The following is a 25,294-nucleotide window of genomic DNA, read 5'->3' as shown; positions in this document are numbered from 1 at the left end:
CTTGCCGGTTCGGCCGGCGGGCGCGTAGCTATATCACATGGCTGAAGAACTCATCCTCAGGGTTACCGGCATGGATTGCGACGGCTGTGTGAAGGCCGTCACCCGGGCCGCGACCGGCGCTGGCACTGCGCCGATTTCCGTCGACCTCGAGAGCGGCGAGATGCGCTTGCCGGCAGGGGCGGACGTGGCCGCGATCACGCGCGCCATCCAGCGCGCGGGCTTCGGGGTCGCGGCCTCCTAACCCGCTGATATTACACTTCTTTGGCCGGAGGCGAGGCGGCCTGGCCGGAGCTAGGCGGCCTTCCGCTTTTGCTGCGCCGGGTGCTCTCCGGCGATCTTGAGGAAATTCTCCAGGATCTTGTGGCCGTGCTCCGAGGCGATGCTCTCGGGATGAAACTGCACACCGTGGATCGGCAGCGTCCTGTGCCGCAGCCCCATGATGACCTCGCCAGTCCTGGCCGTCACCTCGAGGTCCTGCGGCAGGCTCGCCAGGTCCACCACCAGCGAGTGATAGCGGGTCGCGGAGAACGGCGAGGGCACGTCCTCGAACACGCTCTGGCCTTTATGCTCGATGCCCGACAGCTTGCCGTGCATGGGCACGGGCGCACGCACGACCTTTCCGCCGAACGCCTGGCCGATCGCCTGATGACCGAGGCAAACGCCCAGCAGCGGCACCTGGGCGTGGGCGGCGGCTTTGACCAGATCCATGCAGATGCCGGCCTCGCTGGGCGTGCACGGACCGGGCGAGAGCACGATTCCGTCGGGCTCCAGTGCCATTCCGGCCTCGACCGTGATCTGATCGTTGCGATGGACGACGCAACGCGCCCCAAGATCGCCCAGAAAGTGAACGAGGTTGTAGGTGAAACTGTCGTAGTTATCGATCAAAAGCAGCACGTGGCACCTGTCGCCGGGTTCGGGTTATTTTCCCGGAATCGGCGCCTGAAGGAAAGAAGACTGTGAGCGTTTTGACTTCCGCGCGGGACGCGGCCGGCAGCTTTTCGGACTGGGTCAGCTCCGTCTTCGTGGGGCAGGCGCGTCGGTTCTTCCGTATGCAGAGCCGCCTTCGCTCGAACGAGCCCGTGCAGATCTTCGTGTGCGGCATCGTCGGGGCGGCGATCGGGGCGCTCGTCGCGGGCCTGCGCTGGGTGGTCGACCTGCTGCATCTGGTCGGCTTCAATCTGTCGGAAGGACGCACCCTCAGCACCGGCATCGGCGTCGATCCGCTGCGCATCCTCATCGTGCCCGTCATAGGCGGCCTGGTGATCGGGCTCTCGGCGATCATCATGCGCAGGCTTCGGCCCAAGGATATCGTCGACCCGATCGAGGCCAACGCGCTCCACGGCGGCATCATGTCGATGTTCGACAGCCTCCGTCTGCTGATCGCGACGATCACCTCGAATGCCGCCGGGGCCTCGGTGGGAATGGAGGCCGGATACACCCAGATGGGCTCCAGCATCCTCGCCAAGGTGGGGCAGTATTTCCGCCTGCGCCGCAACGACCAGCGCATCTTCGTGGGCGCAGGCGCCGCGGCGGCGATTGCCGCCGCCTTCAACGCGCCGTTCGCCGGCGCTTTCTACGGCTACGAGCTCATCCTCGGCACCTACTCGGTGCGGGCGCTGGCGCCGGTGGCCGCTGCGGCGATCGCCGGGACCTTCGCGCAGCGCGCCCTGATCGATCCCGAACCCATTTTCAGCGTCGAGCAGTTCTTTCATTTCAACCTCAGGGTCTACTTCGTGTTCGCCCTGCTGGGCATCTTCGCCGGCGCCTTCAGCGTGCTGGCCATGCAATCGGTGACATGGGCCGAGCGGGCGTTGCGTCGCCTGCCCCTGCCGCAATGGCTGCGCCCGGCGATCGGCGGCATCCTGCTGTCGGCCATCGCGATCATCGTGCCGCAGGTGCTGGGCAGCGGCCATGGCGCGATCCAGCTCATGTTCGACCGCAACGTGGCGCTGCAGACATTCCTGCTCCTGCTGATCGCCAAGCTCGTGGCGTCGGCCGTCTCGCTGGGCTCGGGGTTTCGCGGCGGCATGTTCAGCGCATCGCTCTTCCTGGGCTGCCTGTTCGGCGGCTCCTTTGCCGGTGTCGCCGCGCTCGTCGTGCCGTCGCTCAGCGACATGCAGTCGGCCCTGATGATGGTCGGCATGGGGGCGGTGGCGGCCGCCATCATCGGTGGCCCGCTCACCATGGTCTTCCTGGTGCTGGAAGGGACCGGCAGCTTCGCGATGATGGTGGCGGTCATGGTGGGGGTGGTGATCTCGTCCACCATCGTGCGCCTGACCTTCGGCTATTCGTTCTCCACCTGGCGCTTCCATCAGCGTGGCATCGGCATCCGCAGCCCGCACGATATCGGCTGGCTGGCCGATCTTTCGGTGGGACGGCTGATGCGCACCGACGCCCAGGTCGTGCCCGAGAACACGCCGCTCAAGGAGCTGCGCGAGAAATTTCCCCCCGGCACGGCCTGGCACGTCTTCGTGGTCTCGGACAAGGGCATCTACACCGGCGCGCTCGACAGCGCCGACGTCCACGACACGCAGCAGAACGACAAGCTCGAGACCCTCTACGCGCGCGATCTGGCGGCCGACCCCGACATCTTCCTGCTGCCCTACGAGAATGTCCGGACCGCCCTGGGGCGCTTCGAGGACAAGGAGGTCGAGACCCTGCCGGTGCTCGCCTCGTCGAACGACCGTTCGATCGTGGGCTACCTGTCCGAGCAGTACGCGCTGCGGCGCTACAATCAGGAACTCGAGCGCCGCCGCAGTGCCGATCTCGGCGAGCGGGACATGTTCTCCCTGGCCGACCGGAAGGTCTGACGGGATCCGGTGACTTCGCCGCTGCTCCGGCGTTAAGGTTGCCGCATGATTCCTGTCGCCGCCTTCCTCTCCTTCCTGCTGCTGGCGCTGCCGGCTTTCGCCCAGATCCACTGCAGTGACGGAATGGGACCGATCGACCGGGACGCACCGGCGCCAATGAGTGCATTCGAGTTCACGCAGGCGGTTGCCGCCAAGGAGGTGACCTTGGCCAAGGCCTTCGCGAAGTTTGCGTACAGGGTCGAGGTGAGTGTCCAGACGGTGAAGGAGGGTGCCGTCGACGGTGATTTCCACCAGGTTGCCGACGTTGGTTTCGACGATACCGGCGCACGGGTCGCGAAGCCGGCCGACCCGGCCGTCGACACGCTCAGCCGCTTCAAGCTTTCAAAAAGGGACGTCGACACCTTCGTCAGCGCCCCGCCCTTTGCCCTGACGCCGGATGTGCTGGCCGAAAAGGATGCCGTCTATTCAGGGCGGCAGCAGATCGGCGACTACAGCCCGAGCGTGTTCGATCTCCTGCCGCGCAACGACCAGGCTCCCCTGCACGGATTCGTCGGGCGCGTCTGGGTGTGGCCCGGCAAGAGCGCGGTCCTCAGGAGCTGCGGCCGATCGACCGCCTATCCGATCGCGCCGATGCGCTATGAGATTCGCCGTGAACGGGTCGGCGAGGAGAACTGGTTTCCCGCCCTCATTCGCGCCGACGAGGACGTGCGCACCGACGACAATCCGGTGCACCTGCGGGTGAACGTCAAATACTCGGGCTACAAGGCGCGGTGACCGCGCGCCAATGGTTGTCTCCCCGCTGATCGTCGGGCTGCTGCTGGCGGCAGCCCTCATGCATGCGAGCTGGAACGCGCTCCTGAAATCGGACCGATCCGACCGGCTGGCGACCTTCGGGGTGATCATGACCACCGGCACCGTGATGGGTCTCGTCGCGGTACCGTTCCTGCCCATGATCGAGCCCGCCGCATGGAAGTTTATCGCACTCTCCGTGGCGATCCATCTCGCCTACTACACCTTCCTGCTCAAGGCTTATTCTTATGGCGATCTCAGCCATACCTATCCGATTGCCCGCGGCTTGGGACCGCTCCTGGTCGCGATCCTGTCCGGCCAGCTCGTCGGCGAGCATTTGCGTGGCCAGGACGTGCTGGGGGTTCTTCTGCTGAGTTGCGGTCTGGTGGCCCTTGCCTTCCCGGTGCGCCTGACTGCGCCGCGGCCCGGCAGCCGACATGGGCTCGCGACGATCTTCGCCGTCCTGACGGGGGTCTCCATTGCCGGCTATATCCTGGCCGACGGTCTCGGAGTGCGGGCGGCCGGCCCTGAGCTCGGACAGAAGATCGGCTACATCGCCTGGCTGTGCGTGGTCGAGGGACCGTGGCTGTTGGCGCTGGCATGTGCGCGGCGACCGGCGGAGGTGTGGATCCATCTGCGTGCCAACTGGTGGCGAGGTGTGCTGGGCGGCGCGATCGCGAGCGTCGGCTACGGCATCGCGATCTACGGGCTCGCCACCGGCCCCATGGTGCATGTGGCGGCGTTGCGCGAGACGTCGGTCCTGTTCGGCACGCTGATCGGCACGTTGCTGCTGGGTGAGCCGTTCGGCGGGCGGCGTGTGGCCGCAGCCCTTGTCATCGTTTCGGGACTTGTGCTGATGAACGGTCCGGCGTTCTTTTAGCGCCGTGTCGACGCGCAACCTCGATCAGCTCATGGCCCCGCGCTCGGTCGTCGCCATCGGTGCGGGCAGCCGGCCCGGCAGTGTCGGCGCCGCGGTGACGCGCAACCTGCTGGCGGGAGGCTTCAAGGGCGATCTGCACTTCGTGAACGTCAAGGGCGGCGAGGTCGAGGGGCGGCCGGTGCGGCGCAGCCTGTCGGAGCTCCCGCAGCCGGCCGACCTCGCCATCATCATGACGCCGGCGGAAACCGTACCGGGACTGATCGAGGAGCTGGGCCGGCACGGCACGAGGGTGGCGGTCATCATCAGTGCCGGTCCGGGCGTCGGCCCGAACGCCGCGGAGATCAACGCGCGCTGGCGCCGCCACCTTCTCGAGACGGCCAGGCCCTTTCTGCTGCGCATCGTCGGGCCCAACTGCATCGGCTACGCCGCGCCCAAGATCGGCCTCAACGGCAGCTTCGGTCCAAGCAGGCTGAGGAGCGGGCGTCTCGCCGCGATCGCCCAGTCGGGCGCCGTGCTGGCTGGCCTGGTCGACTGGGGCATGGCGCAAGGCATCGGCTTCTCGCATCTCTTCTCGATGGGCGACATGGCCGATGTCGATTTCGGCGACGTGCTCGACATGCTCGCGCGCGACTACGATACGCGCGCCGTGCTGATGTATGTCGAAGGCATCACCCATGCCCGCAAGTTCATGTCGGCGGCGCGCGGCGTGGCGCGGCTCAAGCCAGTGATCGTGCTCAAGGCCGGTCGGCACGCCGCCGCGGCCCAGGCGGCAGCCTCGCACACCGGCGCGATGGCGGGATCGACGGCGGTCTACGAAGCGGCTTTCGCACGCGCGGGGCTGGTCAGCGTAACCGGCCTCGGCGAGCTGTTCGACGCCGCCGAGACGCTGGGGCACGGCCTGCTGCCGCGCACCGAGCAGCTCGCGATCCTGACCAACGGCGGCGGCGCCGGCATCATCGCCACCGATCTGCTGATGGACGAGGGGGGTGAACTCGCGACGCTGCAGCAAGCCACGCTCGCCGAGCTCGACAAGCGCCTGCCGCGCATCTGGTCGCACGGCAATCCGGTCGACATCGTGGGCGATGCCGATGGCGGCCGCTACGCGGCGGCTCTCGACATCCTGGCAGCCGACCGGGCCGTGGGCGCGGTGCTGGTCATGAACGTGCCGACGGCGCTCGCCTCGTCGGAGGAGGTGGCGCGCGCCGTGGCAGGCTCGGCCGGCCGGCGTGTATTGCCGGTGATCGGCTGCTGGATCGGCGGCCCGGACGCGGACGCCGGCCGTCGCGTCCTGCACGAATCCCGTATTCCGGCGTTCGACACGCCGCTTCGGGCCGTGCGGGGCTTCATGCACATCATCGAGTATCGCCGGGGCCAGCGTGCCCTGCAGCGCACGCCGCCGTCGATTCCCGAAGCCCATGCCGACACGGCGCTCGTGCGCACCATCGTCGAGGCCGCGCTCGCCGATGGGCGGCAGCTCCTGACCGAGCCCGAATCCAAGCGCGTGCTGGCAGCCTACGGCATTCCCGTCGTGCCGACCGAGATCGTCCGTGATGCTGCCGAGGCCGCGGCCGTGGCGGCGCGCATCGGCTTTCCGGTCGCGGTCAAGATCCTGTCGCGCGACATCGCGCACAAGTCCGACGTCGGCGGCGTGGCGCTCGACCTCGTCTCGGAGCAGACGGTGCTCGATGCCGTGCGCGAGATCACGGGCAAGGCGCTGGTTATGGCCAATCAGGCGCGCATCGACGGCTTCGTGGTGCAGCCGATGATCAAGCGGCGGGATGCGATCGAGCTGATCCTCGGCGCCGCCGAGGATGCGGTGTTCGGGCCGATCCTGATGGTGGGCCATGGCGGCGTGGCGGCCGAGGTGATCGACGACAAGGCGCTCGCTTTGCCGCCGCTCGATCCGGTGCTGGCCGAGAGCGCGCTGTCGCGAACCCGCGTCGACCGCCTGCTGCGCGGCTACCGCGACCGGCCGCCGGCGGCGCGCGGCGCGGTGGCCGAGGCGATGGTGCGGCTGTCGCAGCTCATCGCCGATATCGATGAGATTGCCGAGCTCGACATCAACCCGCTGCTGGTCGATGCCGAGGGCGTGATCGCGCTCGATGCGCGCATCGTCGTGCGCCGGCCGGCGGGTCAGGAGCGGGCCGCGCGCTTTGCCATCCGCCCCTATCCGGTCGAGCTCGAGACCGACATCGAGCATCGCGGCCAGCGCCTGCATATCCGCCCGATCTGGCCCGAGGACGAAGAGCTGCTGAACGTCTTCACGAAGCATCTGACGGCAGAGGACATCCGGCTGCGGTTCTTTGGTCCCCTGCGCGAGCTCACGCACGAGATGGCAGCGCGCCTGAGCCAGATCGACTACGATCGCGAGATGGCGTTCCTGCTGCTCGACGGCAAGGAACTGCTGGGTGTTGGGCGGCTCGCCGCCGATCCCGACTTCGAGCAGGCGGAGTTCGCGCTGATCGTGGCGTCGGACAGGCAACGGCACGGGTATGGCGGGTTGCTGCTCGGTCACGTGCTCGACTACGCACGGAAACGCGGCATCAAGCGTGTCATTGGCCATGTCCTGCGCGAGAACCATCGCATGCTCGAACTCGCCGAGCAGCTTGGTTTCAGGCGCGAAGGCGGGCGCGCCGGCAATTCGGACGTCCGCGTGGTGAAGGTGCTGGACGAACCGTAACGTTTGTTTTGCGTCTGCCTCGAAAAGAGGCGAAATAGTGGCGGCCAGCCAAGGGATTAACTCCGAACTTTCAGATGGCATCTAGGAAGAACAGAAGCAGGAAGGCGAACAGAAGGAGTCCGAAGGCCGCCGCCACGTGGCGCCGTCGACTGGTCGGGCGCTATCGCGATCTTCTAGCCTGGATCGAGGCCCATCGCTGGCCCGCGGTCGTGATCGGCGGCGTCGTGCTGCTTGGCGGCAGTTTCATGGGCAGCTACTGGCTCGCGAACCGGCTCGACTCGCTCGACCGCGCGCACATCGTGAAGGACGCGCTCAACGAGATGAAGCGCGAAGGCCGACCGCAGCAGCAACCTGCCGGCAAGTACGCGCGCATCGAGGATATCCCGGGCCTGCCCCAATATACCGAAGCCGAACCCGGTCAGGCGCGCACCACGATCGAGGAGCCGGCGCGCAAGCTGCCCCAGCCGACGCAGGTCGCGGCAGTTGCGGCAAGCGAGCGCCCGGCCTGGCGGCGCAACGCCGTGCCGTTCGGTGATCTCTATGCGCGCCCCCTGATTGCCATCGTCATCGACGATGTCGGTCTCGATCGGCCGCATTCGAAGCGCGCCTGGGAGCTGCCGGGGCCGCTCACGCTCTCGTTCCTGCCCTATGCCCGGGATCTCCATGAGCAGTCGAAGGCCGCGCGCGCGCACGGCAACGAGCTGATGCTGCACATGCCGATGGAGCCGATGGGCCATGCCGATCCCGGGCCCAACGCGCTCCTCACCTCGCTGAGCGAGAGCGAGATCCGCCAGCGCGTCACGACCGATCTCGACAGTTTCTCCGGCTATGTCGGCGTGAACAATCACATGGGCAGCCGCTTCACCGCATCGAAGCCCGGCATGGAGATCGTGCTGCGTCTCCTGAAGGCGCGCGGGCTGCTGTTTCTCGACTCGCGCACGACCGCCCAGACCGTCGGCGAGACGTTGTCGCACGAGCTCGGCGTGCCCACGATCTCGCGCAACGTGTTCCTCGATGATGACGAGTCCCTTGCCGCGGTGAAGCACAAGCTCGCGGAGACGGAGGAGGTGGCACGCCGCCAGGGTTTCGCGGTGGCGATCGGACATCCGCACGAGAACACCCTGCAAGCGCTGGCGGCATGGCTGCCCGGTCTCGCCGCCAAGGGCCTCGCGCTGGCGCCGCTCACGGCCGCGTTGCGCAAGCGCAACGGTTGGGATTGAGTCCCGTCGACGGAAGTTGGAGGACAGGACAGTGCGTTATCACAAGCAGGCGATGATCGTGGCGCCGCAGCCCGAGGCGGCGGAGGCGGGGGCGGATGCCTTGCGCGAGGGCGGCAATGCCGTCGATGCCGGCATCGCCTGCGCCCTGGTGCAGGGCGTGGTCGATCCGCTGATGTGCGGCATCGCGGGCTTCGGCAGTTGCGGCCTCTACCTGCCGGGCAAGAACTTCCACGGCTACATCGACGCCCATGCGCCGGCGCCGCTTGCCGCCACGCCGGACATGTGGGCGAGCCTCATCGAGAGCGAGGCGCGCGACGGCTACGGCTTCATCCTGAGAGGCCGCGTGAACGACATCGGCTACAAGTCGATCTGCGCGCCGGCCAACCTCAGGATGTACTACGAGGCGCACCACGAGCACGGCCGTCTTCCCTGGTCGCGCATCGTCGAGCCGGCCATCCACTGGGCCGAGAACGGCTGGACGGTGCGGCCGCATGTTCATTTCTGGTGGGCCGACGAGGGCGCATTCGGCCGCGCGCCCAATCACGAGCGCATCACCGCCTTTCCGGCCGCCCGTGCGCTCTATTGCCGGCCCGACGGCACGCCCAAGCGGGTGGGCGATCCGGTCGTCAACCGCGACTACGGCCAGACGCTGCGCGCCATCGCCAAGGATGGCGCCGACGTCTTCTACTCCGGCGAGATCGGCCATGCGATCGACGAGGACATGAGGAAGAACGACGCGCTCCTGTCGATCGAGGACCTCGAGGCGTGGAAGACGGTGCGCAATGCGCCGCTCTGGGGCGAGTATCGTGGCTACAGGGTTTCGACCAACCAGCCCCCGGGCGGCGGGGTGATGCTGGTCGAGATGTTGAACATCCTCGAGAATTTCGACCTCGGCGCGCTCGAGCACAATTCGGCGGAGTATGTGCGCATCGTCGCCGAGGCGATGAAGCGCGCCACGATCGACAAGGACGCGCATGTCGGCGATCCGAAGTTCGTCAAGGTGCCGGTCGAGCCGCTCACCTCGAAGGACTATGCCCGGCGGATGGCGGACGAGGTCAAGCGCGGGGTCAAGGCGCATGTGCCGCGTTTCAACTCGGGCGCCATCAGCAAGGATACTACGCATATCTCGGTGCTCGACAGGGACGGCAACTGCTTCGCCATGACCCATTCGCTCGGCATGCCCTCGGGGGTGGTCACGCCGGGCCTGGGCTTCATGTACAACGGCTGCATGGGCGTATTCGACCCGCGGCCGGGCCATGCCGGGTCGATCGCACCGGGCAAGGCCCGGTTCAGCTCGGTCGTCCCCTCGATCCTGTTCAAGGGCGACAGGCCGCACCTCGTTATCGGTGCGCCCGGAGCCACGCAGATCGCCATGGGCGTGCTGCACGTCATCCTGAACGCGCTCGACTTCGACATGACCATGGTCGAGGCAGTGAGCGCCCCCCGCTTCTCGGCCACCTCGGACACGATCGATATCTCCAACCGCGTCCAGTGGAAGGTCGAGCGCGAATTGCAGGCCCTGGGCTATCCGGTCGTTCGCAGTCCCTACGGCTTCGGCTTTGCCGCCGTGCACGGCATTCGCATCCACGAGGACGGCCTCGATGGCGGCGCCGACCCCGGCCACGACGGCGTGGTGATCGCGGTCTGACGCCCGTCGCTACACCGGCATCGTCCGTCTCTGGTGGGCGCGCCCGATCTTGGCCGTCTCGGGATCGTGGCCGGAAATGACGCGCACGCCCTCGTCGAGACGCTGGGCGATGGTCTGTGGCGTCGCCCCCTCCAGGAAGGCGAGATTGTTCCTGCGGCAGGCGGCGAAGACCCTGGTGCGGGCAGCCTCCATCTCTGGAGGGTAGGGCCGCCGCTGCAGGCTCGTATAGCCCAGCGACAGGCCCAGATCGCCTGGGCCGAGTTCTGCGAAGCCCAATCCAGGCACCGCCAAGATATCGTCGCAGTGTTCGACGCCCGGCGGGCTCTCGATCTTGACACCGAGCAGAAGCTCGCCCTGCGGATTGAGCGGCCACGGCTCGCAGCGGGCGAAGTATTCCTGCTGATCGAGGCCCCAGACCGGGGCGGCGGTCGGCTCCGACCCGCGACCGCGGCTGCCGATGCCGAGCTTGTCGATTTCGGCTTTGTGATGCGGAAAACGGCACGCGCGCACGAACTCGCGCACGGCTTCGGCGGACTCGGCCTGGCACAGCAGGATGCCGTGGACCCCACGGCCCAGGATCTGCCGGAACTGCCAGGCATTGAAGGCGACGTTTGGCCCGTCCGTGCCGTTGACCGGCGCCTCGACGATGACGGCCGGCGTGCGATGGCCCGAAGCGGTCGGTCCGCTATCGACGAGGCCGCGCATGTACTCGGCGAGCCCCGTCATGTCGAAAGCGCCGTGCTCCATGCCGACGTTGATGTAGTCGGCCCAGGTGCGGGCGTCCTCGCGGCCCCGCTCGTAGGTCAGCACGTGGCCGGTATGCGGGCCGTCGTAGTAGATCGCCTGGCCCGCCTCCAGAAGCTCGATTGCGCGATTGATCCGCTTGGCCATGGCGTTTCCCTCCGTCATCGTGCGTACGGCCGTTTGTAAAGTGGGCGAAGGGCGCTCGCGAGCGCCGCGACCGCCGGCTCGATGGTGTCCTCCGGTGTCGCCGCGTAGCCGAGGATGAGGCCGTGAACCCGCGGTTCGTCGCGATAGCAGGCGGACAGCGGCGAGACGCTGAGCGAGGTTGCCGCGGCGGCGGCTGTTGCTGGCCGGTCGTCGAAGACCGATGCGAGGTCGGGATGCGGCCTTGCGATGAGGTGCATGCCGCCGGGGTCCGGTGCGATCTGAAGGAGCCCGTCGAGATGGCGCCGCGCCGCGTCGATCAGGGCCCGCTGGCGTATCGAATAAAGCAACCGCGTGCGCCTGAGATGGGCGGCGAAGTGACCGTCGGCGATGAAGCGGGCCAGGGCACCCTGGCCCAGCATCGAGGCGCGGGCAGTGACATCCGACATGATCTTTTCCGCAGCTGGGACGAGCGCGTCGGGCAACACGATGTAGCTCAGCCGTAGCGCCGGGAACAGGAGCTTGGAGAAGCTGCCGAGATAGGCGACCCGCCGGTTTCGGTCGAGCGCGCGAAGCGGCGCCAGCGGTCGGCCGGCATAGCGATATTCGCCGTCGAAATCGTCCTCCGCGATCCAGCCGTTGACGCGCTCGGCCCAGCTCAGCAGCGCCAGGCGCCGTTGCAGGCTCAGCACCACGCCGAGCGGAAACTGGTGCGATGGCGCGACGACGGCGAGACGCGCACGGGGCGCGAGCGCCATCGCCGCCTCGAGCGGAAAGCCGGATGCGTCGACCGGAACAGCCGCGATCTGCACTTCCGCCGACGCCAGTGCCTCGCGTGTGCCGACAAAGCCCGGCTCCTCGATCCAGGCGGCATCGCCGGCATCGAGGACGAGGCGGGCAAGAAGCGAGAGGCTTTGCCGCACGCCCATGGTGATGACGATAGCGCCAGGTTCGCAGCCGAAGCCGCGAGCCATGCCGAGATAGGCCGCGATCGCTTGCCGCAAACGCGGGTGGCCGAAGGGATGGGGTGCACCAGCCACTGTCCAGGCGGGCTGGCGCCATTCGCGCTCCAGCAGCTTGGCCCAGAGCGGGAAGGGGAAGGATTCGCGGTCGGGCTGCCCCGTAGGAAAGGCGACCGGCGTGCCGTCGACGGCCTCCTCCGGCGAGTCGTCCGCGAGCGCCGCGACGGCGCGCCGGGACAGGACCGGCGCCTGCATTGCCCGATCCTCCTGCCGTTCTTCGACGCCGGATGGCACCAGCATCTCGTCCGGCAGGTCGGCAGCGACCGACAGCCCGGATCCGGCCTGCGCCACGAGGTAGCCCTCGGCAACGAGCTGGTCGATGGCCGCCAGCACCGTCCCGCGCGCGCAATTGAGCTCGGCTGCCATCAGGCGCGAGGAGGGCAGCTTGAGGCCGGGCGCGAGACGGCGCTCGAGGATGGCGCGGCGGATCTGCTCGCCGATCTGCCGATGCAGCGGCACGGTTGCGGCGGGATCGAGCGCGATGCCGAGCGGTGCGACCTTGCGAGGGCGTCCCGTCATAACTGGTTCAGTCCATTTCCGCCGAACTGGCTCTTTCCTGTGGACCTTATTGCCAGCATGGTCCGCCCCGCAATCGCTTTGCGGGAGCTGAGCTATGGATACGAGCATAGGCGCCAGGGAAGACGGCGACACGACCGAGGCTTTCGGGATCACGCCCGTGAACAAGGTCAAGCGCATGCACGAGCGCGGCCGCTACGACCGCAAGACGGTCTACGAGATCCTCGATGCGGCGCTCGTCTGCCATATCGCCTATGTCATCGACGGACGGCCCTACTGCACGCCGACCAGCTTCTGGCGGGAGGGCGATCATCTCTACTGGCACGGCTCGTCGGCCAGCCGGATGATCCGCACGCAGGCGCAGGGCGTCGATGTCTGCCTCACCGTCACGCATCTCGACGCCCTAGTGATGGCGCGCTCGGGCTTCCATCATTCGGTCAACTATCGCGCCGTCATGGCGTTCGGTCGTGCCCACATGATCGACAATGTCGAGGACAAGCTGCGCCTGATGGACAGCTTTATCGACCGCGTCTATCCCGGACGCTCCAGGCTCATCCGCAAGCCCAACAGGCAGGAGCTGAAGGCGACGACCATGATGGGCATGGAGATCGAGATGGCCTCGGCGAAGATCCGCGACAAGCACGTGGCGGACGACGAGGAGGACTATGCCACCGTGCCGGCGTGGTCGGCGCTCTATCCGGTCACGCAGGTGCTGGGCGCGCCGTCGGAATGCGTCCGCCAGCTTCCGGGCCTCGCTCGGCCGGACGAGATGGCGGACTTCGTCCCGGGCACGCGGCTCGACGAGCTGATGGCCAGGACGCATCGCCGGACCTTCGGCTCGGAGTGAGCCGGCGGCGGCCGTGATCCGCGTCGGCATTTCGTGTTAGCGTCGTCATGGAACCGCCGAGTCGAAGGAGGCGCCATGATTCCCGAGCGCGATGTCGCGTTCTACCGCGAGCACGGCTATGTGGTCGTGCCCGATCTGCTCGATGGCGAGATGCTGAGCGCAGCTCGCCAGGTCATCGCCGAGCTCGTGGAAGGCGCGCGGGGCGTCACGACCCATACCGACCTCTACGACCTCGAGCCCACGCATCGGCCGGAAGCGCCGCGCGTGCGCCGCCTCAAGACGCCGCATCTGCATCACGAGATCTTCCGCCGCATCATGCGCACGCCCCGGCTGGTCGAGATCCTGAAGCAGCTCCTGGGACCGTCCGGCGTCCGGCTGCACGGTTCGAAGCTCAACATCAAGGCGCCGCAGTACGGCTCGCCGGTCGAGTGGCACCAGGACTGGGCCTTCTATCCGCATACCAACGACGACCTGCTGGCGGTCGGCGTCATGCTCGACGACTGTGCGCCGGAGAACGGGCCGCTGATGGTGATCCCGGGCTCGCACAAGGGACCCGTCTACGACCATCACTGCGACGGCTTCTTTTGCGGGGCGATCGATCCGGCATGCGATATCGACCATGCCAAAGCGGTGCCGCTGGTCGGTCGCGCCGGCTCGATGAGCTTCCATCACGTGCGGCTGGTGCACGGCTCGGCGCAGAACGTCTCCGACAAGCCGCGCCAGCTCCTGCTCTATGAGTTTGCGGCCGCCGACGCCTTTCCGCTGGCCAAGCCCGCCACCGATCTCGCGGCCTTCGACGCCAACCTGATCGCGGGCGAGTCCGTCGTCACGCCGCGGCTCGCCGCCGTGCCGGTGCGCATGCCGCTGCCACCCGCGCCGCGCCAAGGCTCGATCTACGAGAACCAGACCTCGATGCGCGCGCGTTACTTCGCCATCACCGGCGAGGCAAAGCAGCCGGCAATGGCGCATTGAGCTCGTCGCCTTGACATGCTTGGCGCATGCTTGCATGTTACAAGCATGTCCGCGATGATCCAAATTCGCAACGTTCCCGACGCCTTGCACCGTCGTCTCAAGTCGCGTGCGGCGCTCGCCGGGATGTCGCTTTCGGACTATCTGCTCAACGAGATTCGGGAAGTGGCCGAGCGTCCGACGATCGAGGAATTGAGGGCGCGTTTGGAACGGCGGTCCGCGGTCAGTCCGTCGATTGATCCAGCCCAGGCCATCCGCACGGAGCGCGATCGGCTGTGATCGTCGTCGATGCGTCGGCTCTGCTCGAAGCGTTGCTGCGGACACCCGCAGCGGAGCATGTGGAAAGGCGCTTGTTCGATCCGCGAGAAACTTTGCACGCGCCGCACCTGCTCGACGTGGAAATAGCCCAAGTGATCCGTCGTTACGCAGCGGCGGGAGAAATCGACTCCGAGCGCGGCCGGGAGCTGCTGGTGGATCTCGTCGATTTCCCGGCACGTCGATATCCGCACGGCTTTCTGATGCAGCGCGTATGGGAACTTCGGCATAATCTGACTGCGTATGATGCGATCTATGTCGCCCTCGCAGAAGCGCTGGGGGCGTCATTGCTTACCCGAGACCGACATCTGGCGGCTGCGGCGGGCCAGCACGCGCGCGTAGAGTTGGTATGAGGGAAGGGCCTCACGACGGCTCGCGAGGGCAAATGCCCGACGCGGAGGAACGTACCTACGGCGTCCTTTGCCTTGCCGGCGACGGCGCGGTACCTTCGCGGCCCTGAAGGAGCTGCTCGATGGATCTGACGTTCGGCAAGGAAGAACTGGCCTTCCAGCAGGAAGTGCGCGGCTGGCTCAAGGAGAACCTGACCCCCGAGATCGTGGGCGAGACCAAGGTGGCGCGAAATGCCTACATGCCGAAAGAACGGCTGATCGACTGGCAGAAGCGACTGGCAAAGAAAGGCTGGCTCTGCACCGGGTGGCCCAGGGAGTTCGGCGGGCCAGGCTTCACCACGACGCAGAAGTACATCTTCGAGATGGAGATGGCGCGGGCGGGTGCGCCTGGCACCTCGCCGTTCGGCCCCAAGATGTGCGCGCCGGTGATCATGAAATACGGCTCGCCGGAGCAGAAGGCGCGGCACCTGCCGCCGATGCTCAATTCGGACCTGATCTGGTGCCAGGGCTATTCCGAGCCGGGCTCCGGCTCGGACCTCGCCAGCTTGCGCACGCGGGCGGTGCGCGAAGGAGACCACTACATCGTCAACGGCCAGAAGACCTGGACGACGCTCGCCCAGACCGCCGACTGGATCTTCTGCCTCGTGCGCACCTCGACCGAAGGCAAGCCGCAGGAGGGCATTTCGTTCCTGCTGATCGACATGAAGACGCCGGGCATCTCGGTCGAGCCCATCATCACCGCCGACGGCAACCGCGCCGGCACGCAGGAGGTGAACTCGGTGTTCTTCACCGATGTGAAGGTGCCGGTCGAGAATCGCGTCGGCGAGGAGAACAAGGGCTGGACCTACGCCAAGTACCTGCTCGAGTTCGAACGCGGCGGCAATCCCTACAGCCCGCGGCTGCGCTCGGCCTACGAGCGGCTGGTGCGCATCGCGAGGTCGATGCCGGAAGGCGACGATTCGATCCTCGCCGACACCGCCTGGCGCGAGAAGCTCGCCCGCATGGACATCGAGATCTCCGGCCTCGAGATGTTCGAGCAGGAATTCTATTCCCGCCTCGCCTCGGGCCAGAACCCCGGGCCGATGTCCTCCATGATCAAGCTGCGCGGCACCGAGGTGATGCAGCAGGTGCAGGAATTCGCGGTCGAGGCGGCCGGCTGGTACTCGATGCCGTTCCCCGAGCAGCGCGCCTGGAACGCCAATGTCGAGCCGATCGGACCGGAGGGCGTCGACGTGCTGGCGCCGCGCTATTTCAACGGCCGCAAGATGACGATCTATGGCGGCTCCTCGGAGGTGCAGCGCGGGATCATGTCGAAGGTCATGTTGGGCCTGTAAGCGATGGATCTTGCGTTCAACGCAGAGGAGCTCGCCTTCCAGAAGGAGGTTCGCGACTGGATCGCGGCCAACATGCCGCCGGAGGTGGCGGAGGAGAGCCGGCGCAGCCGGTCGAGCCACGTCTCCAGGGAGCGGCTGCTGCAGTGGCAGAAGAAGCTCGCCGGCAAAGGCTGGCTCTGCCCGAACTGGCCGAGGGAATATGGCGGACCGGGCTGGAGCTCGACGCAGAAGTTCATCTTTGAAATGGAGATGGCGCGCGCCGATTCGCCCTATCTCTCCTCGTTCAGCATCAAGATGGTGGCACCCGTCCTGATGAAGTTCGGCAGCGAGGCCCAGAAGAAGCGCTTCCTGCCCAGGATCGCGGCCGCCGAGGAACTGTGGTGCCAGGGCTACTCGGAGCCTGGCTCGGGCTCCGACCTCGCCAGCCTGCGCACGCGCGCCGTCCGCGATGGCGACCACTATGTCGTCAACGGCCAGAAGATCTGGACGACGAACGCCCACTGGGCCGACTGGATCTTCTGCCTGGTGCGCACCTCGACCGAGGGCAAGCGGCAGGAGGGCATCTCCTTCCTGCTGATCGACATGAAGTCGCCGGGCATCCGCATCGATCCCATCTACCTGGTCGACGGCACGCGTACGCCGATGCGGCACGAGGTGAACCAGGTCTTCTTCACCGATGTGAAGGTGCCGGTCGAGAACCTGGTGGGCGAGGAGAACAAGGGCTGGACCTATGCCAAGTACCTGCTCGAGTTCGAGCGTGGCGGCCAGGCCTTCGGACCGCGCCTGCGCAAGGCCTTCCGCCATCTGCAGACTCTTTCGAGGACGCAGCTCGATGACGGCGAACCCATCGCGGCCAATCCCGAATGGCGTGAGAAGATGGCGGCGCTCGAGATCGAGATCGACGCCGTCGAGATGAACGAGCTGATGTTCTATTCGAGCCTCGAGACCGGCGACGCGCCGGGCAACATGGGATCGGTGGTGAAGATGCGCGGCACCGAGGTCGGCCAGAAGGTGACCGAGCTCGCGGTCGAGGCCGTGGGATGGTACGGCGTTCCCTTCACCGAGCTGCGCAACTACGACAGCAACGTCGTGCCGGTGGGCGGCGACTATGTCGACGATGTGGCGCCGCGCTACTTCAACAACCGCAAGACCACGATCTACGGCGGCTCGTCGGAGGTGCAGCGCAACGTGCTTGCCAAGGCGATGCTGGGGCTCTGATCGTCGCGGGCGGGGAAGGAGAGCGAAAGATGGACTACCGCAATCTCGGCCGCGCCGGCGTAAAGGTCTCGGAGATCTGTCTCGGCACCATGACCTTCGGCAACGGCGCCGACCAGGACGGCGCGACGCGCATGGTCCACGCCGCGCTCGATGCCGGCGTCAATTTCTTCGACACCGCCAACGCCTACGTCTGGGGCAAGTCGGAGGCGATGCTGGGCGTGGCGCTCAAGGGCCGGCGCCATCAGGCCGTGATCGCCTCCAAGGTATTCAACCCGATGGGACCGGGGCCGAACGATTCGGGCGGCTCGCGCCTGCATATCAAGCAGGAGATCGAGGCGAGCCTCAAGCGGCTGCAGACCGACTACATCGACATCCACTACGTCCATCACGTCGATCATCACACGCCCATCGAGGAGACGCTGCGCGCCTTCGAGGATCTCGTGCGCGAGGGCAAGATCCTCTACACGGCCTGCTCCAACTTCGAGGCTTGGCGGCTCGTCGATGCACTGTGGGTCGCTCGGTCACGCGGCTGGGACACCTTCGTCGCCTATCAGCCGCAGTACAGCCTCGTCGTGCGCGACATCGACGAGGAAATCGTGCCGGCCTGCCAGGCCAAGGGGCTGGGCGTCGTCGCCTGGTCGCCGCTGGCGTCGGGCTATCTCGCCGGCAAGTACACGCCCGGCAGCCTCAAGGTTCAGGGGACGCGCTCGGCCGAAGGCTGGGGCTTCCAGGCCCGCTTCTTCGCGCCAAACCATGCCGAGATCCTGCAGACGCTGCTCGACACGGCCAAGGAGATCGGCCGCACGCCGGCGCAGACGGCGCTGCGCTGGGTAATGGATCAGCCCTTCATGACCAGCGCCATCGTCGGCGCCCGCAACGCCGAGCAGCTTGCCGACACGCTGAAGGCCGGCGGCTGGCGGCTGCCGGCAGAGGCGCTGGAGAAGCTCGACAAGGTCTCGGCCCGCCCGCACCGCTATCCGCGCGCCTTCGAGGACCCGATGCCGGAACGGCGCAAGGCGGCGGTCAAGATGCCGGGGATGGCATAATCTGTCGTGCCATTGCGATCGCGAGTTTCAGAGCTTCGCGCGCGGCGGTGACCGAGGCGATGCCGCGGCCGGCGATGTCGTAGGCCGTGCCGTGCGCCGGCGTGCAGATCGGAAAGGGGAAGCCGCCCAGAAGCGTCACGCCCTTGTCGAAGCCCATCAGCTTCATCGCGATCTGGCCCTGGTCGTGATACATCGTGAGCACGGCATCGAACTCGCCCTTCGTCGCCCTCAGAAACACCGTGTCGGCGGGGAAAGGCCCGTCGGCCGCGATGCCCTCGGCCTTGCCGGCCTCGATCGCGGGCTGGATCACATCGATCTCCTCACGGCCGAAGCTGCCGCCGTCGCCCGCATGCGGATTGAGGCCGGCCACGGCGATGCGCGGCCGCGCGAAACCGGCGCCACGCATGCAGGCATCGGTCAGCCCCAACGCGCGATGGATGCGCTCCATCGACAGGCTTCGCGCCACGTCCGCCAGGGGGATATGGGACGTCACGCGCGCGTTCCATAGCTTTCCCAGGATGTTGAACTCGCTCGCGGGCGCGGTGGTCCCGATCACCTCGGCGGAGTAGACGATCTCGTCGTCATAGGAAGGACGCGCCAGCCTCATCGCCTGCTTGTTGAACGGCGTGAAGCAGACGGCGTTCGCCTTGCCGTCGCAGGCGAGCGAAAGGGCATGCTTGTAGTTCGCCAGCGCCGACAGACCCCCTTCGCGGGCAGCGACGCCGCGGCGGACCGACGCCGGGTCCGGATGGGGCAGGTCGACGAACGCCAGCTCATCGGCGGTGCCCGCGCGAGCGGCGATGCCTGCGATCCGTGCACCTTCCTCGAACAGGCGGCGATCGCCGATCACGATCAACCGCGCCTCGCGCCGCACGTCCTCGAGCGCCGCGAGCTTGGCGGTGAGTTCGGGGCTGATGCCGGCGGGGTCGCCCATGGCGAGGGCGATCGTCGGCCGGGTTTGGTGGCGGCTGGGGACGTTCATGGCGTAGGCTCCTGGTCGAGCGACGGTCGCGGCGCCCACGCACGCCTGAACCGCAGCAACAGGGGCAACAACAGCAGCACGAGCCCGGCCGCCATCAGGCTGCCGACGAGGCTGTTGCCGAAGAAGATGCCGAGTGATCCCTTCGACATCAGCATCGATTGCCGGAACGCGTCCTCGGCCTTGTCGCCGATCACGACAGCAAGCACCAAAGGCGCCAGCGGATAGGAAAGCTTCTTGAAGAGATAGCCCACGACGCCGAAGCCCAGCATCAGCAGCACGTCGAGATAGGAGTTGGAGACGGAGTAGGCGCCCACGGTGCAGACGATCAGGATCAGGGGCGCGATCAGGTAGAAGGGCACGCGCATCAGGGCGGCGAAGACCGGTACGGTCGCCAGCACCAGCACGACGGCGACGATATTGCCGACATACATCGAGGCGATCAGGCCCCAGACGAAATCCTTCTGCTCGACGAACAGCATCGGTCCGGGGTTGAGGCCCCAGATCATCAGTCCCCCCATCATCACCGCCGCGGTCGCGGAGCCCGGGATGCCGAGCGAGAGCATGGGCAGGAGTGCGCTCGTGCCGGCAGCATGGTCCGCCGTCTCGGGGGCAACGACACCCTCCGGCTCGCCACGGCCGAAGGCCTGCGGCCGGCGGGAAAGGCGCTTGGCGATGGCGTAGCTCATGAAGGAGGCGGCGGTCGGACCGCCGGGCGTGATGCCCATCCAGCAGCCGATGGCGGCGCTGCGCAGTAGAGCCCAGCCATGCCGCGGCAGGCCGGCCACCGTGCGCACGACCTCCCGCCAGTCCACGCGCGAGGAGACGCTCTTGAGCTGGAACGACTCCTCGGTTGCGAGCAACAGCTCGCCGATGCCGAACAGTCCCATCACCGCGACGACGAAATTGACGCCTTTCACGAGCTCGTCGACGCCCATCGTGAGCCGTACGGCGCCGGAGATCGTATCGATGCCGATCGCCGCGATCGCGAACCCGATGGACAGGGACACCAGCGTCTTGGTCGGCGGGGAGCCGCCCATGCCGATGAAGCTCGCGAAGGCGAGGAAATAGACGGCGAAGAACTCGGGCGGCCCGAAGGCGAGCGCCACCTTGGCGACCCAGGCGGCGAGGAAGGTGATCAGCACGACGCCGACCAGCGCACCGAACGCCGCCGAGCCGAAGGCCGTGGCAAGCGCGGTAGTCGGCCGGCCGTCGCGCGCCATGGGGTAGCCGTCGAAGGTCGTGGCCACCGACGAGGGCTCGCCCGGGATGTTGAACAGGATCGATGTCACCGAGCCGCCGAACAGCGCCCCCCAGTACATGCTGGACAGCAGGATGATCGCCGATACGGGCTGCATGCCGAACGTGAGCGGCAGCAGCAGCGACACGCCGTTGGGCGCGCCGAGGCCGGGCAGCACGCCCACCAGGATGCCGAGCAGGACGCCGACCACCATCAGCGCGAGATGCGGGACCGTGACCGCGATCCCGAAGCCGTGCATCAGGGCTTCGACATTCGCCATGCGGTCAGAAGCCCAGGAGCTCGCCCAGGAGCCCGTGCGGCAGGGCCACCTCGAAAGCCCGTTCGAAGACGAGGTAGAGCAGGACTGGCGCTGCCAGGGCATAGACGAAAGCTTTCGACCGCGAAAATCCCGGCCGTGTCGCCAACGTGCCCAGCATGTAGCCAGCCGTTGCGACATACATACCCAGCAAGGGAATGACTGCAATAAAGGCGACCGCTGGCAGGAACATGGCGAGGAGCGCCCCCAGGTCGCTGCGCGTCACGGCGACCTGGCGTGGGCCGAGACCGGATCGCACGAGGTTGTAGACGCTGCCCGCCAGGATGATCAGGCCGATGACGAACGGAAAGGTGCCCGCCTCGACACCCGCTGTCGACCAGCCGATGCCGTTGTCGAGGCTCGAGATCGCGACGGCGGCGCCGAACGTTCCGGTCAGGATCGCCGTCGCCGCCTCGAGGATGCGTCGTGAGATCACGGTCGCCTGCTCAGTTGACCAGCCAGCCTTGCTCCGCGGCGACCTTGTGCACGCGCTCGATGTCGTCGGCCATGAACTTCTCGAAGTCGGCGCCGGCGAGAAAGGTGTCGGTCTGCGACGTGCGCTCGATGTACTCCTTCCATTCGGGCGTCGCCTGCACCTTCTTCATCAGCGCGACATAGAACGCCACCTGGTCAGGGGTCACCTTGGCCGGCAGCCACACCGTGCGCGGCTGCTGGAAACGCGGGATGTCGAGGCCGGATTCGACGCAGGTCGGCACGTCGTGCCAGCCTTCCTTGGCCGTGATCAGCGGCCCTTTGGGCAGCCGCTCGGGGCTAAAGGCGCAGAGCGGACGCTGTGTGCCGCCGCGCCACTGGCCGAGGCTTTCGCTGGGATTGTTCACGTGGCTGTCGATATGGCCGCCCGCGAGCTGGACCGCCGCCTCCGCGCCGCTCTTGAAGGGGATGTAGGTGAACTTGACGTTCGCCGTCTTCTCGATGATGCGCGTGAGCAGTTCGTCGGTGTCCTTGGATTGCGCGCCGCCCATCTTGAAGTCGCCGGGCTTGGCTGCCACGGCTTTCAGATAGTCGCCGACCGTCTTGTAGGGCGAGTCCTGCTTCACCCAGAGCAGGAACTCGTCCTGCGCCATCGCGGCGATAGGGGTGAAGTCGGTGTGCTTGAACGCGACCTTGGATACCATGGGCTGCTGCCAGGTATTCGAGGTGCCGAAGATCACCTTGTAGGGGTCGCCGGCCGAGGCCTTGCCGTAGGTGTAGCCCTCGGCGCCGCTGCCGCCGCCCTTGTTGACCACGATCACTGACTGATCGGTGAGTTTGTGCTTGGTGATGATGCTCTGGATGGTGCGCGCCAGGTTGTCGGTGCCGCCCCCGGGACCCGCCGTGGCGACGAACTCGATCGGCTTGGTCGGACGCCATTCGGCCAAAGCCGGGGTTGTGGTGCCGAGGGCCATTCCCAGACCTAGAACTGTGATTGCAGCGGCCATCCGCATCGTTTCCTCCATCCTTCGGTCTTCTCGACGAGCAGCCAACTTTGAATTCAAAATTGCCTGACTATCAAGAAAATATTGGATATTTCGCTTTATTCGTCTACTTTTGCATGCAAAATGGTGCCGGACGATGCTGCATGACGAGGTGGTAGGCTGCGTGCGGGAGATGCTGATCGAAGGCGAGATCCCGCCTGGCGCGCGTATTCCCGAGCGCGAACTCTGCACCCGCCTCGGCATTTCGCGCACGCCGTTGCGCGAGGCCCTGAAGGTGTTGGGGGCGGAAGGCCTGGTCGTGCTGCTGCCCAACCGCGGCTCGCGCGCGGCGAAGGTGACAGCCAAGGACATCCAGGATCTGTTCGAGATCTGCCAAGCCCTGGAAGCGCTGGCGGGAGAACTGGCTGGCGAGCGCATCAGCGATGACGAGCTCGTCTGGATATCGAACCTGCACGAGGAGATGCTTGGGCACCATCGGAACCGCGATCTCGCCCAATACTATCGCTGCAATCGCCTGATCCACGAGGCGATCGTGGCGGCCGCACGCAATCCGGCGCTGGCCACCCTTTACGAATCGGTCACTGCACGCATCCGTCGGGCGCGTTACGTGACGCCGATGACTCCCGCGAGATGGAAGGCCGCGATCACCGAACACGAGGCGATCCTGAATGCCCTGACACGCCGCGACGGCATCGGCCTCGCCCACATCCTGCGCACCCACCTCCGGCACAAGCAGGACGAAGTCGTTCGAGCAGGCTTCGCCGAGAGCTAACCCGCCAGTACCGGCTCGCCGACGATCTGCGTGCGATGCATCAGGCGTCGCATCGTCTCGTCGAAGGCGTCGCGGCGGTGCATCACGCAGCGATTGTCCCACATGACGAGGTCGCCAATGCGCCACTTCTGGTACCAGGCGAAGCGCTCCTGGGTCGTATGCTCCCAAAGCGCGTCGAGCAGCGCCTCGCTCTCCTCGACCGAAAGGCCGTGGATGTAGGCGCCGGGCCGTCGGCCAAGGAACAGCGCCTTGCGCTTGCTCATCGGGTGCAGGCGCACGAGCGGGTGCACCGCGCCCGGCGTCTGACGAACATCGAGTGTGCGCTGGAAGCCCTGGCGAAGCTCGCCGGCGGAGTTGCGGCTGGCGTCGTGGATGCAGGTCCTGCCCTCGATCGCGCGTTTGAGATCGGCCGGCAGTGCCTCGTAGGCGAGATACATGTTGAGGAAGCCGGTGTTGCCCCCGTCGGGCGGCACCTCCAGCGCATAGAGCAGGCTCGCGCGCGGCGGGACCGGATTGTAGGACATGTCGGTGTGCCAGACGAGCTCGTAGCTGCCGAGCCCGCCCACCGCCTTGCCGTTCTTCTTGATGCTGGAGATCACGTTCACCCAGTCGACTGCCTCGGGCGCCACATCCGAATCGGCACTGTCGACATCGGCGCTGGCGATCGGCACGCGGTCGAGCTCGCCGAAGCGGGCGCTGAACTTCATCAGGGTCGCGTCGTCGATCCGCTGCCCGCTGAAGCGCAGCACCAGATGCTCGCTCCAGGCATCGAGGATCCTCCGGAAGACGGCGTCGCTGACCGGCCGGGAGAGATCGACCCCATGGACGTCGGCGCCCAACGGGCCTCCGGTCGGCTGGATCCACATCTCGCTCATCGGATGCTCCCTTCACATGAAATAGTGCGGCATGAAGCGGCTGTTGTTGTGGGTGATGCGCCGTTCGTCCTCGCGCATGCCCACGCCCGCCGCCTTGCCGTCGACCACCCACGAGCCCACGAGGGCATGGTTGCCGTCGAAGGAGGGCAGCGGCTGATAAGCCTGCCAGACATAACCTTCGGCACCGTAGCTCCCCGGAGCCGTGTCGAACAGGCCCGGCGCGATTACGGTGACGTTGTGGCCCTCGCGGCCGAAGATCGGCTTCTTGACGAAGGCATTGCCGAGGCCGGGGTGCTCGCTCTCGAACGCCGGCAGGAGATTGGCGTGGCCCGGGAAGCCTTCCCAAAGAAGAGGCAGCAGCATCTTGTTGCTGAGGATCATCTTCCATGCCGGCTCGATGAAGGCCGTGGTGTCGGCCAGCACGTGCGGGCCGAACTGCTCGCGCGCCATCCATTCCCACGGGTAGAGCTTGGACATCACCTGGATCGGTGCCTCCTCCAGGTCGGTGAAGCGCCGGCCGTTCCAGCCGATCCGGGAGACCGCCAACGGCTTGCCGGTGAGCCCGGCCTGCAGCGCGGTGTCGCGAAGATACTCCGATGTCGCCAGGTCCTCGGGATGGTCCTCGAAGCGCGCGAAGTGGACCAGCGACTGCGGTGCCATCCGGTTGGCAATGCCACGCCAGCCCTCGATGAGCTTGTCGTGGATGGAGTTGAACTGGTCGGCCTCGGGCTTCACATCCTTCAGCCAGTGCCATTGCACGACGGCCGCCTCGTAGAGCGCGGTCGGCGTGTCGGCGTTGTATTCGAGGAGCTTGGGCGGGCTCGTGCCGTCGTAGGCGAGATCGAAGCGGCCGACCAGCGCCGGGTCGGAGCGCCGCCAGACGCGCTCGATATAGTCACCCCACGCCGGCGGAATGCGCATCCGTCCCCAAAGTTTGTCGGTCACGACATGCTCGACCGCCTTTAGGCAGAGATCGTGGAGCGTTTCGGTTGCCGCCTCCAGTTCGTCGATCTCGTCGGAGGTGAAGACGTAACAAGCCTGCTCGGTCCAGTAGGCCTTGCCCTCCAGCGTGTAGAAGTCGAACCCGAGCTGCTCGAGCTTCTGCTGCCAGCCGGGACGCGGCGGGACCGCCTCGCGTCGCATC

24 protein-coding genes are annotated in these 25,294 nt (G+C 66.8%); 15 read left to right on the top strand and 9 right to left on the bottom strand.

Features of this window, described 5'->3' with window-relative positions:
- Positions 1-37 precede the first annotated feature (37 nt).
- Positions 38-241 carry a heavy metal-associated domain-containing protein gene (locus tag OJF58_RS24350; RefSeq protein WP_300780460.1) on the top strand — a complete coding sequence of 68 codons (204 nt, stop codon included), beginning with the start codon at positions 38-40 and terminating at the stop codon, positions 239-241.
- Between the two features lie 50 nt (positions 242-291).
- Here the strand turns inward: OJF58_RS24350 and OJF58_RS24345 are convergent, their stop codons facing one another.
- Positions 292-894, bottom strand: a complete 603-nt coding sequence (locus tag OJF58_RS24345) for an aminodeoxychorismate/anthranilate synthase component II (protein ID WP_300780459.1) — start codon at positions 892-894, stop codon at positions 292-294.
- Between the two features lie 155 nt (positions 895-1,049).
- On the opposite strand from OJF58_RS24345, the gene OJF58_RS24340 reads away from it, so the two are divergent.
- The 6 genes from OJF58_RS24340 (at position 1,050) to OJF58_RS24315 (ending at position 10,027) form a co-directional block, all read left to right on the top strand.
- Positions 1,050-2,810 (top strand): chloride channel protein, encoded by a 1,761-nt coding sequence (locus OJF58_RS24340; protein ID WP_300780458.1) that lies wholly within the window; start codon positions 1,050-1,052, stop codon positions 2,808-2,810.
- A gap of 45 nt (positions 2,811-2,855) precedes the next feature.
- The gene (locus OJF58_RS24335) at positions 2,856-3,584 is read left to right on the top strand and encodes a hypothetical protein (RefSeq protein ID WP_300780457.1); all 729 of its coding nucleotides are present in this window, start codon (positions 2,856-2,858) and stop codon (positions 3,582-3,584) included.
- Positions 3,585-3,594: 10 nt separating this feature from the next.
- Complete coding sequence (locus tag OJF58_RS24330) at positions 3,595-4,479, top strand: EamA family transporter (RefSeq protein ID WP_300780456.1); 885 nt, start codon at positions 3,595-3,597, stop codon at positions 4,477-4,479.
- 31 nt (positions 4,480-4,510) lie between these two features.
- The gene (locus OJF58_RS24325; protein WP_300780455.1) at positions 4,511-7,159 is read left to right on the top strand and encodes a bifunctional acetate--CoA ligase family protein/GNAT family N-acetyltransferase; all 2,649 of its coding nucleotides are present in this window, start codon (positions 4,511-4,513) and stop codon (positions 7,157-7,159) included.
- 74 nt (positions 7,160-7,233) lie between these two features.
- The gene (locus OJF58_RS24320) at positions 7,234-8,379 is read left to right on the top strand and encodes a divergent polysaccharide deacetylase family protein (RefSeq protein WP_300780454.1); all 1,146 of its coding nucleotides are present in this window, start codon (positions 7,234-7,236) and stop codon (positions 8,377-8,379) included.
- 52 nt (positions 8,380-8,431) lie between these two features.
- Positions 8,432-10,027 (top strand): gamma-glutamyltransferase family protein, encoded by a 1,596-nt coding sequence (locus tag OJF58_RS24315; protein ID WP_300785389.1) that lies wholly within the window; start codon positions 8,432-8,434, stop codon positions 10,025-10,027.
- A 9-nt stretch (positions 10,028-10,036) separates the two neighbouring features.
- On the opposite strand, the gene OJF58_RS24310 is transcribed toward OJF58_RS24315, so the two are convergent.
- Both OJF58_RS24310 and OJF58_RS24305 read right to left on the bottom strand, forming a co-directional pair.
- A complete protein-coding gene (locus tag OJF58_RS24310) occupies positions 10,037-10,918 on the bottom strand; it encodes an aldolase/citrate lyase family protein (RefSeq protein ID WP_300780453.1) in 882 nt (293 codons plus the stop codon).
- A gap of 14 nt (positions 10,919-10,932) precedes the next feature.
- On the bottom strand, positions 10,933-12,456 hold the full coding sequence (locus OJF58_RS24305) for a PLP-dependent aminotransferase family protein (RefSeq protein ID WP_300780452.1): 1,524 nt from the start codon (positions 12,454-12,456) through the stop codon (positions 10,933-10,935).
- A 94-nt stretch (positions 12,457-12,550) separates the two neighbouring features.
- Here OJF58_RS24305 and OJF58_RS24300 point away from each other — a divergent pair, with 94 nt between their 5' ends.
- The 7 genes from OJF58_RS24300 to OJF58_RS24270 all read left to right on the top strand — a co-directional run bounded on the left by OJF58_RS24300 (position 12,551) and on the right by OJF58_RS24270 (position 18,532).
- On the top strand, positions 12,551-13,300 hold the full coding sequence (locus tag OJF58_RS24300) for a pyridoxamine 5'-phosphate oxidase family protein (RefSeq protein WP_300780451.1): 750 nt from the start codon (positions 12,551-12,553) through the stop codon (positions 13,298-13,300).
- Between the two features lie 75 nt (positions 13,301-13,375).
- Positions 13,376-14,272 (top strand): phytanoyl-CoA dioxygenase family protein, encoded by an 897-nt coding sequence (locus tag OJF58_RS24295; RefSeq protein WP_300780450.1) that lies wholly within the window; start codon positions 13,376-13,378, stop codon positions 14,270-14,272.
- 45 nt (positions 14,273-14,317) lie between these two features.
- Positions 14,318-14,548 (top strand): hypothetical protein, encoded by a 231-nt coding sequence (locus OJF58_RS24290; RefSeq protein ID WP_300780449.1) that lies wholly within the window; start codon positions 14,318-14,320, stop codon positions 14,546-14,548.
- A complete protein-coding gene (locus tag OJF58_RS24285; RefSeq protein ID WP_300780448.1) occupies positions 14,545-14,937 on the top strand; it encodes a type II toxin-antitoxin system VapC family toxin in 393 nt (130 codons plus the stop codon). Before OJF58_RS24290 ends, OJF58_RS24285 begins: the two co-directional genes overlap by 4 nt.
- A 119-nt stretch (positions 14,938-15,056) precedes the next feature.
- Positions 15,057-16,268: an acyl-CoA dehydrogenase family protein gene (locus OJF58_RS24280; protein ID WP_300780447.1), complete on the top strand. Its 1,212-nt coding sequence runs from the start codon at positions 15,057-15,059 to the stop codon at positions 16,266-16,268.
- 3 nt (positions 16,269-16,271) lie between these two features.
- A complete protein-coding gene (locus tag OJF58_RS24275; RefSeq protein WP_300780446.1) occupies positions 16,272-17,486 on the top strand; it encodes an acyl-CoA dehydrogenase family protein in 1,215 nt (404 codons plus the stop codon).
- A 29-nt stretch (positions 17,487-17,515) separates the two neighbouring features.
- A complete protein-coding gene (locus OJF58_RS24270; protein WP_300780445.1) occupies positions 17,516-18,532 on the top strand; it encodes an aldo/keto reductase in 1,017 nt (338 codons plus the stop codon).
- Here the strand turns inward: OJF58_RS24270 and OJF58_RS24265 are convergent.
- The 4 genes from OJF58_RS24265 to OJF58_RS24250 are packed head-to-tail and all read right to left on the bottom strand — an operon-like array spanning position 18,510 to position 22,473.
- The gene (locus OJF58_RS24265) at positions 18,510-19,514 is read right to left on the bottom strand and encodes a 4-hydroxythreonine-4-phosphate dehydrogenase PdxA (protein ID WP_300780444.1); all 1,005 of its coding nucleotides are present in this window, start codon (positions 19,512-19,514) and stop codon (positions 18,510-18,512) included. The genes OJF58_RS24270 and OJF58_RS24265 overlap by 23 nt on opposite strands.
- Positions 19,511-21,031: a tripartite tricarboxylate transporter permease gene (locus tag OJF58_RS24260; RefSeq protein WP_300780443.1), complete on the bottom strand. Its 1,521-nt coding sequence runs from the start codon at positions 21,029-21,031 to the stop codon at positions 19,511-19,513. Before OJF58_RS24260 ends, OJF58_RS24265 begins: the two co-directional genes overlap by 4 nt.
- A 4-nt stretch (positions 21,032-21,035) precedes the next feature.
- The gene (locus OJF58_RS24255; RefSeq protein ID WP_300780442.1) at positions 21,036-21,503 is read right to left on the bottom strand and encodes a tripartite tricarboxylate transporter TctB family protein; all 468 of its coding nucleotides are present in this window, start codon (positions 21,501-21,503) and stop codon (positions 21,036-21,038) included.
- Positions 21,504-21,513: 10 nt separating this feature from the next.
- Positions 21,514-22,473 (bottom strand): tripartite tricarboxylate transporter substrate-binding protein, encoded by a 960-nt coding sequence (locus tag OJF58_RS24250; protein ID WP_300780441.1) that lies wholly within the window; start codon positions 22,471-22,473, stop codon positions 21,514-21,516.
- Between the two features lie 166 nt (positions 22,474-22,639).
- Between OJF58_RS24250 and OJF58_RS24245 the strand changes: the two genes are divergently transcribed.
- Entirely contained in the window at positions 22,640-23,275 is a 636-nt protein-coding gene (locus OJF58_RS24245) for a GntR family transcriptional regulator (protein WP_300780440.1), read from the top strand.
- Here the strand turns inward: OJF58_RS24245 and OJF58_RS24240 are convergent.
- Positions 23,272-24,150, bottom strand: a complete 879-nt coding sequence (locus tag OJF58_RS24240; RefSeq protein WP_300780439.1) for a TauD/TfdA family dioxygenase — start codon at positions 24,148-24,150, stop codon at positions 23,272-23,274. The genes OJF58_RS24245 and OJF58_RS24240 overlap by 4 nt on opposite strands.
- A 12-nt stretch (positions 24,151-24,162) precedes the next feature.
- Positions 24,163-25,293, bottom strand: a complete 1,131-nt coding sequence (locus OJF58_RS24235) for a glutathionylspermidine synthase family protein (RefSeq protein WP_300780438.1) — start codon at positions 25,291-25,293, stop codon at positions 24,163-24,165.
- Position 25,294: the final 1 nt, after the last annotated feature.

It is taken from the genome of Enhydrobacter sp. (genome assembly GCF_030246845.1).
GTDB lineage: Bacteria > Pseudomonadota > Alphaproteobacteria > Reyranellales > Reyranellaceae > Reyranella.
This window is presented reverse-complemented; position numbering and strand designations above follow the sequence as displayed.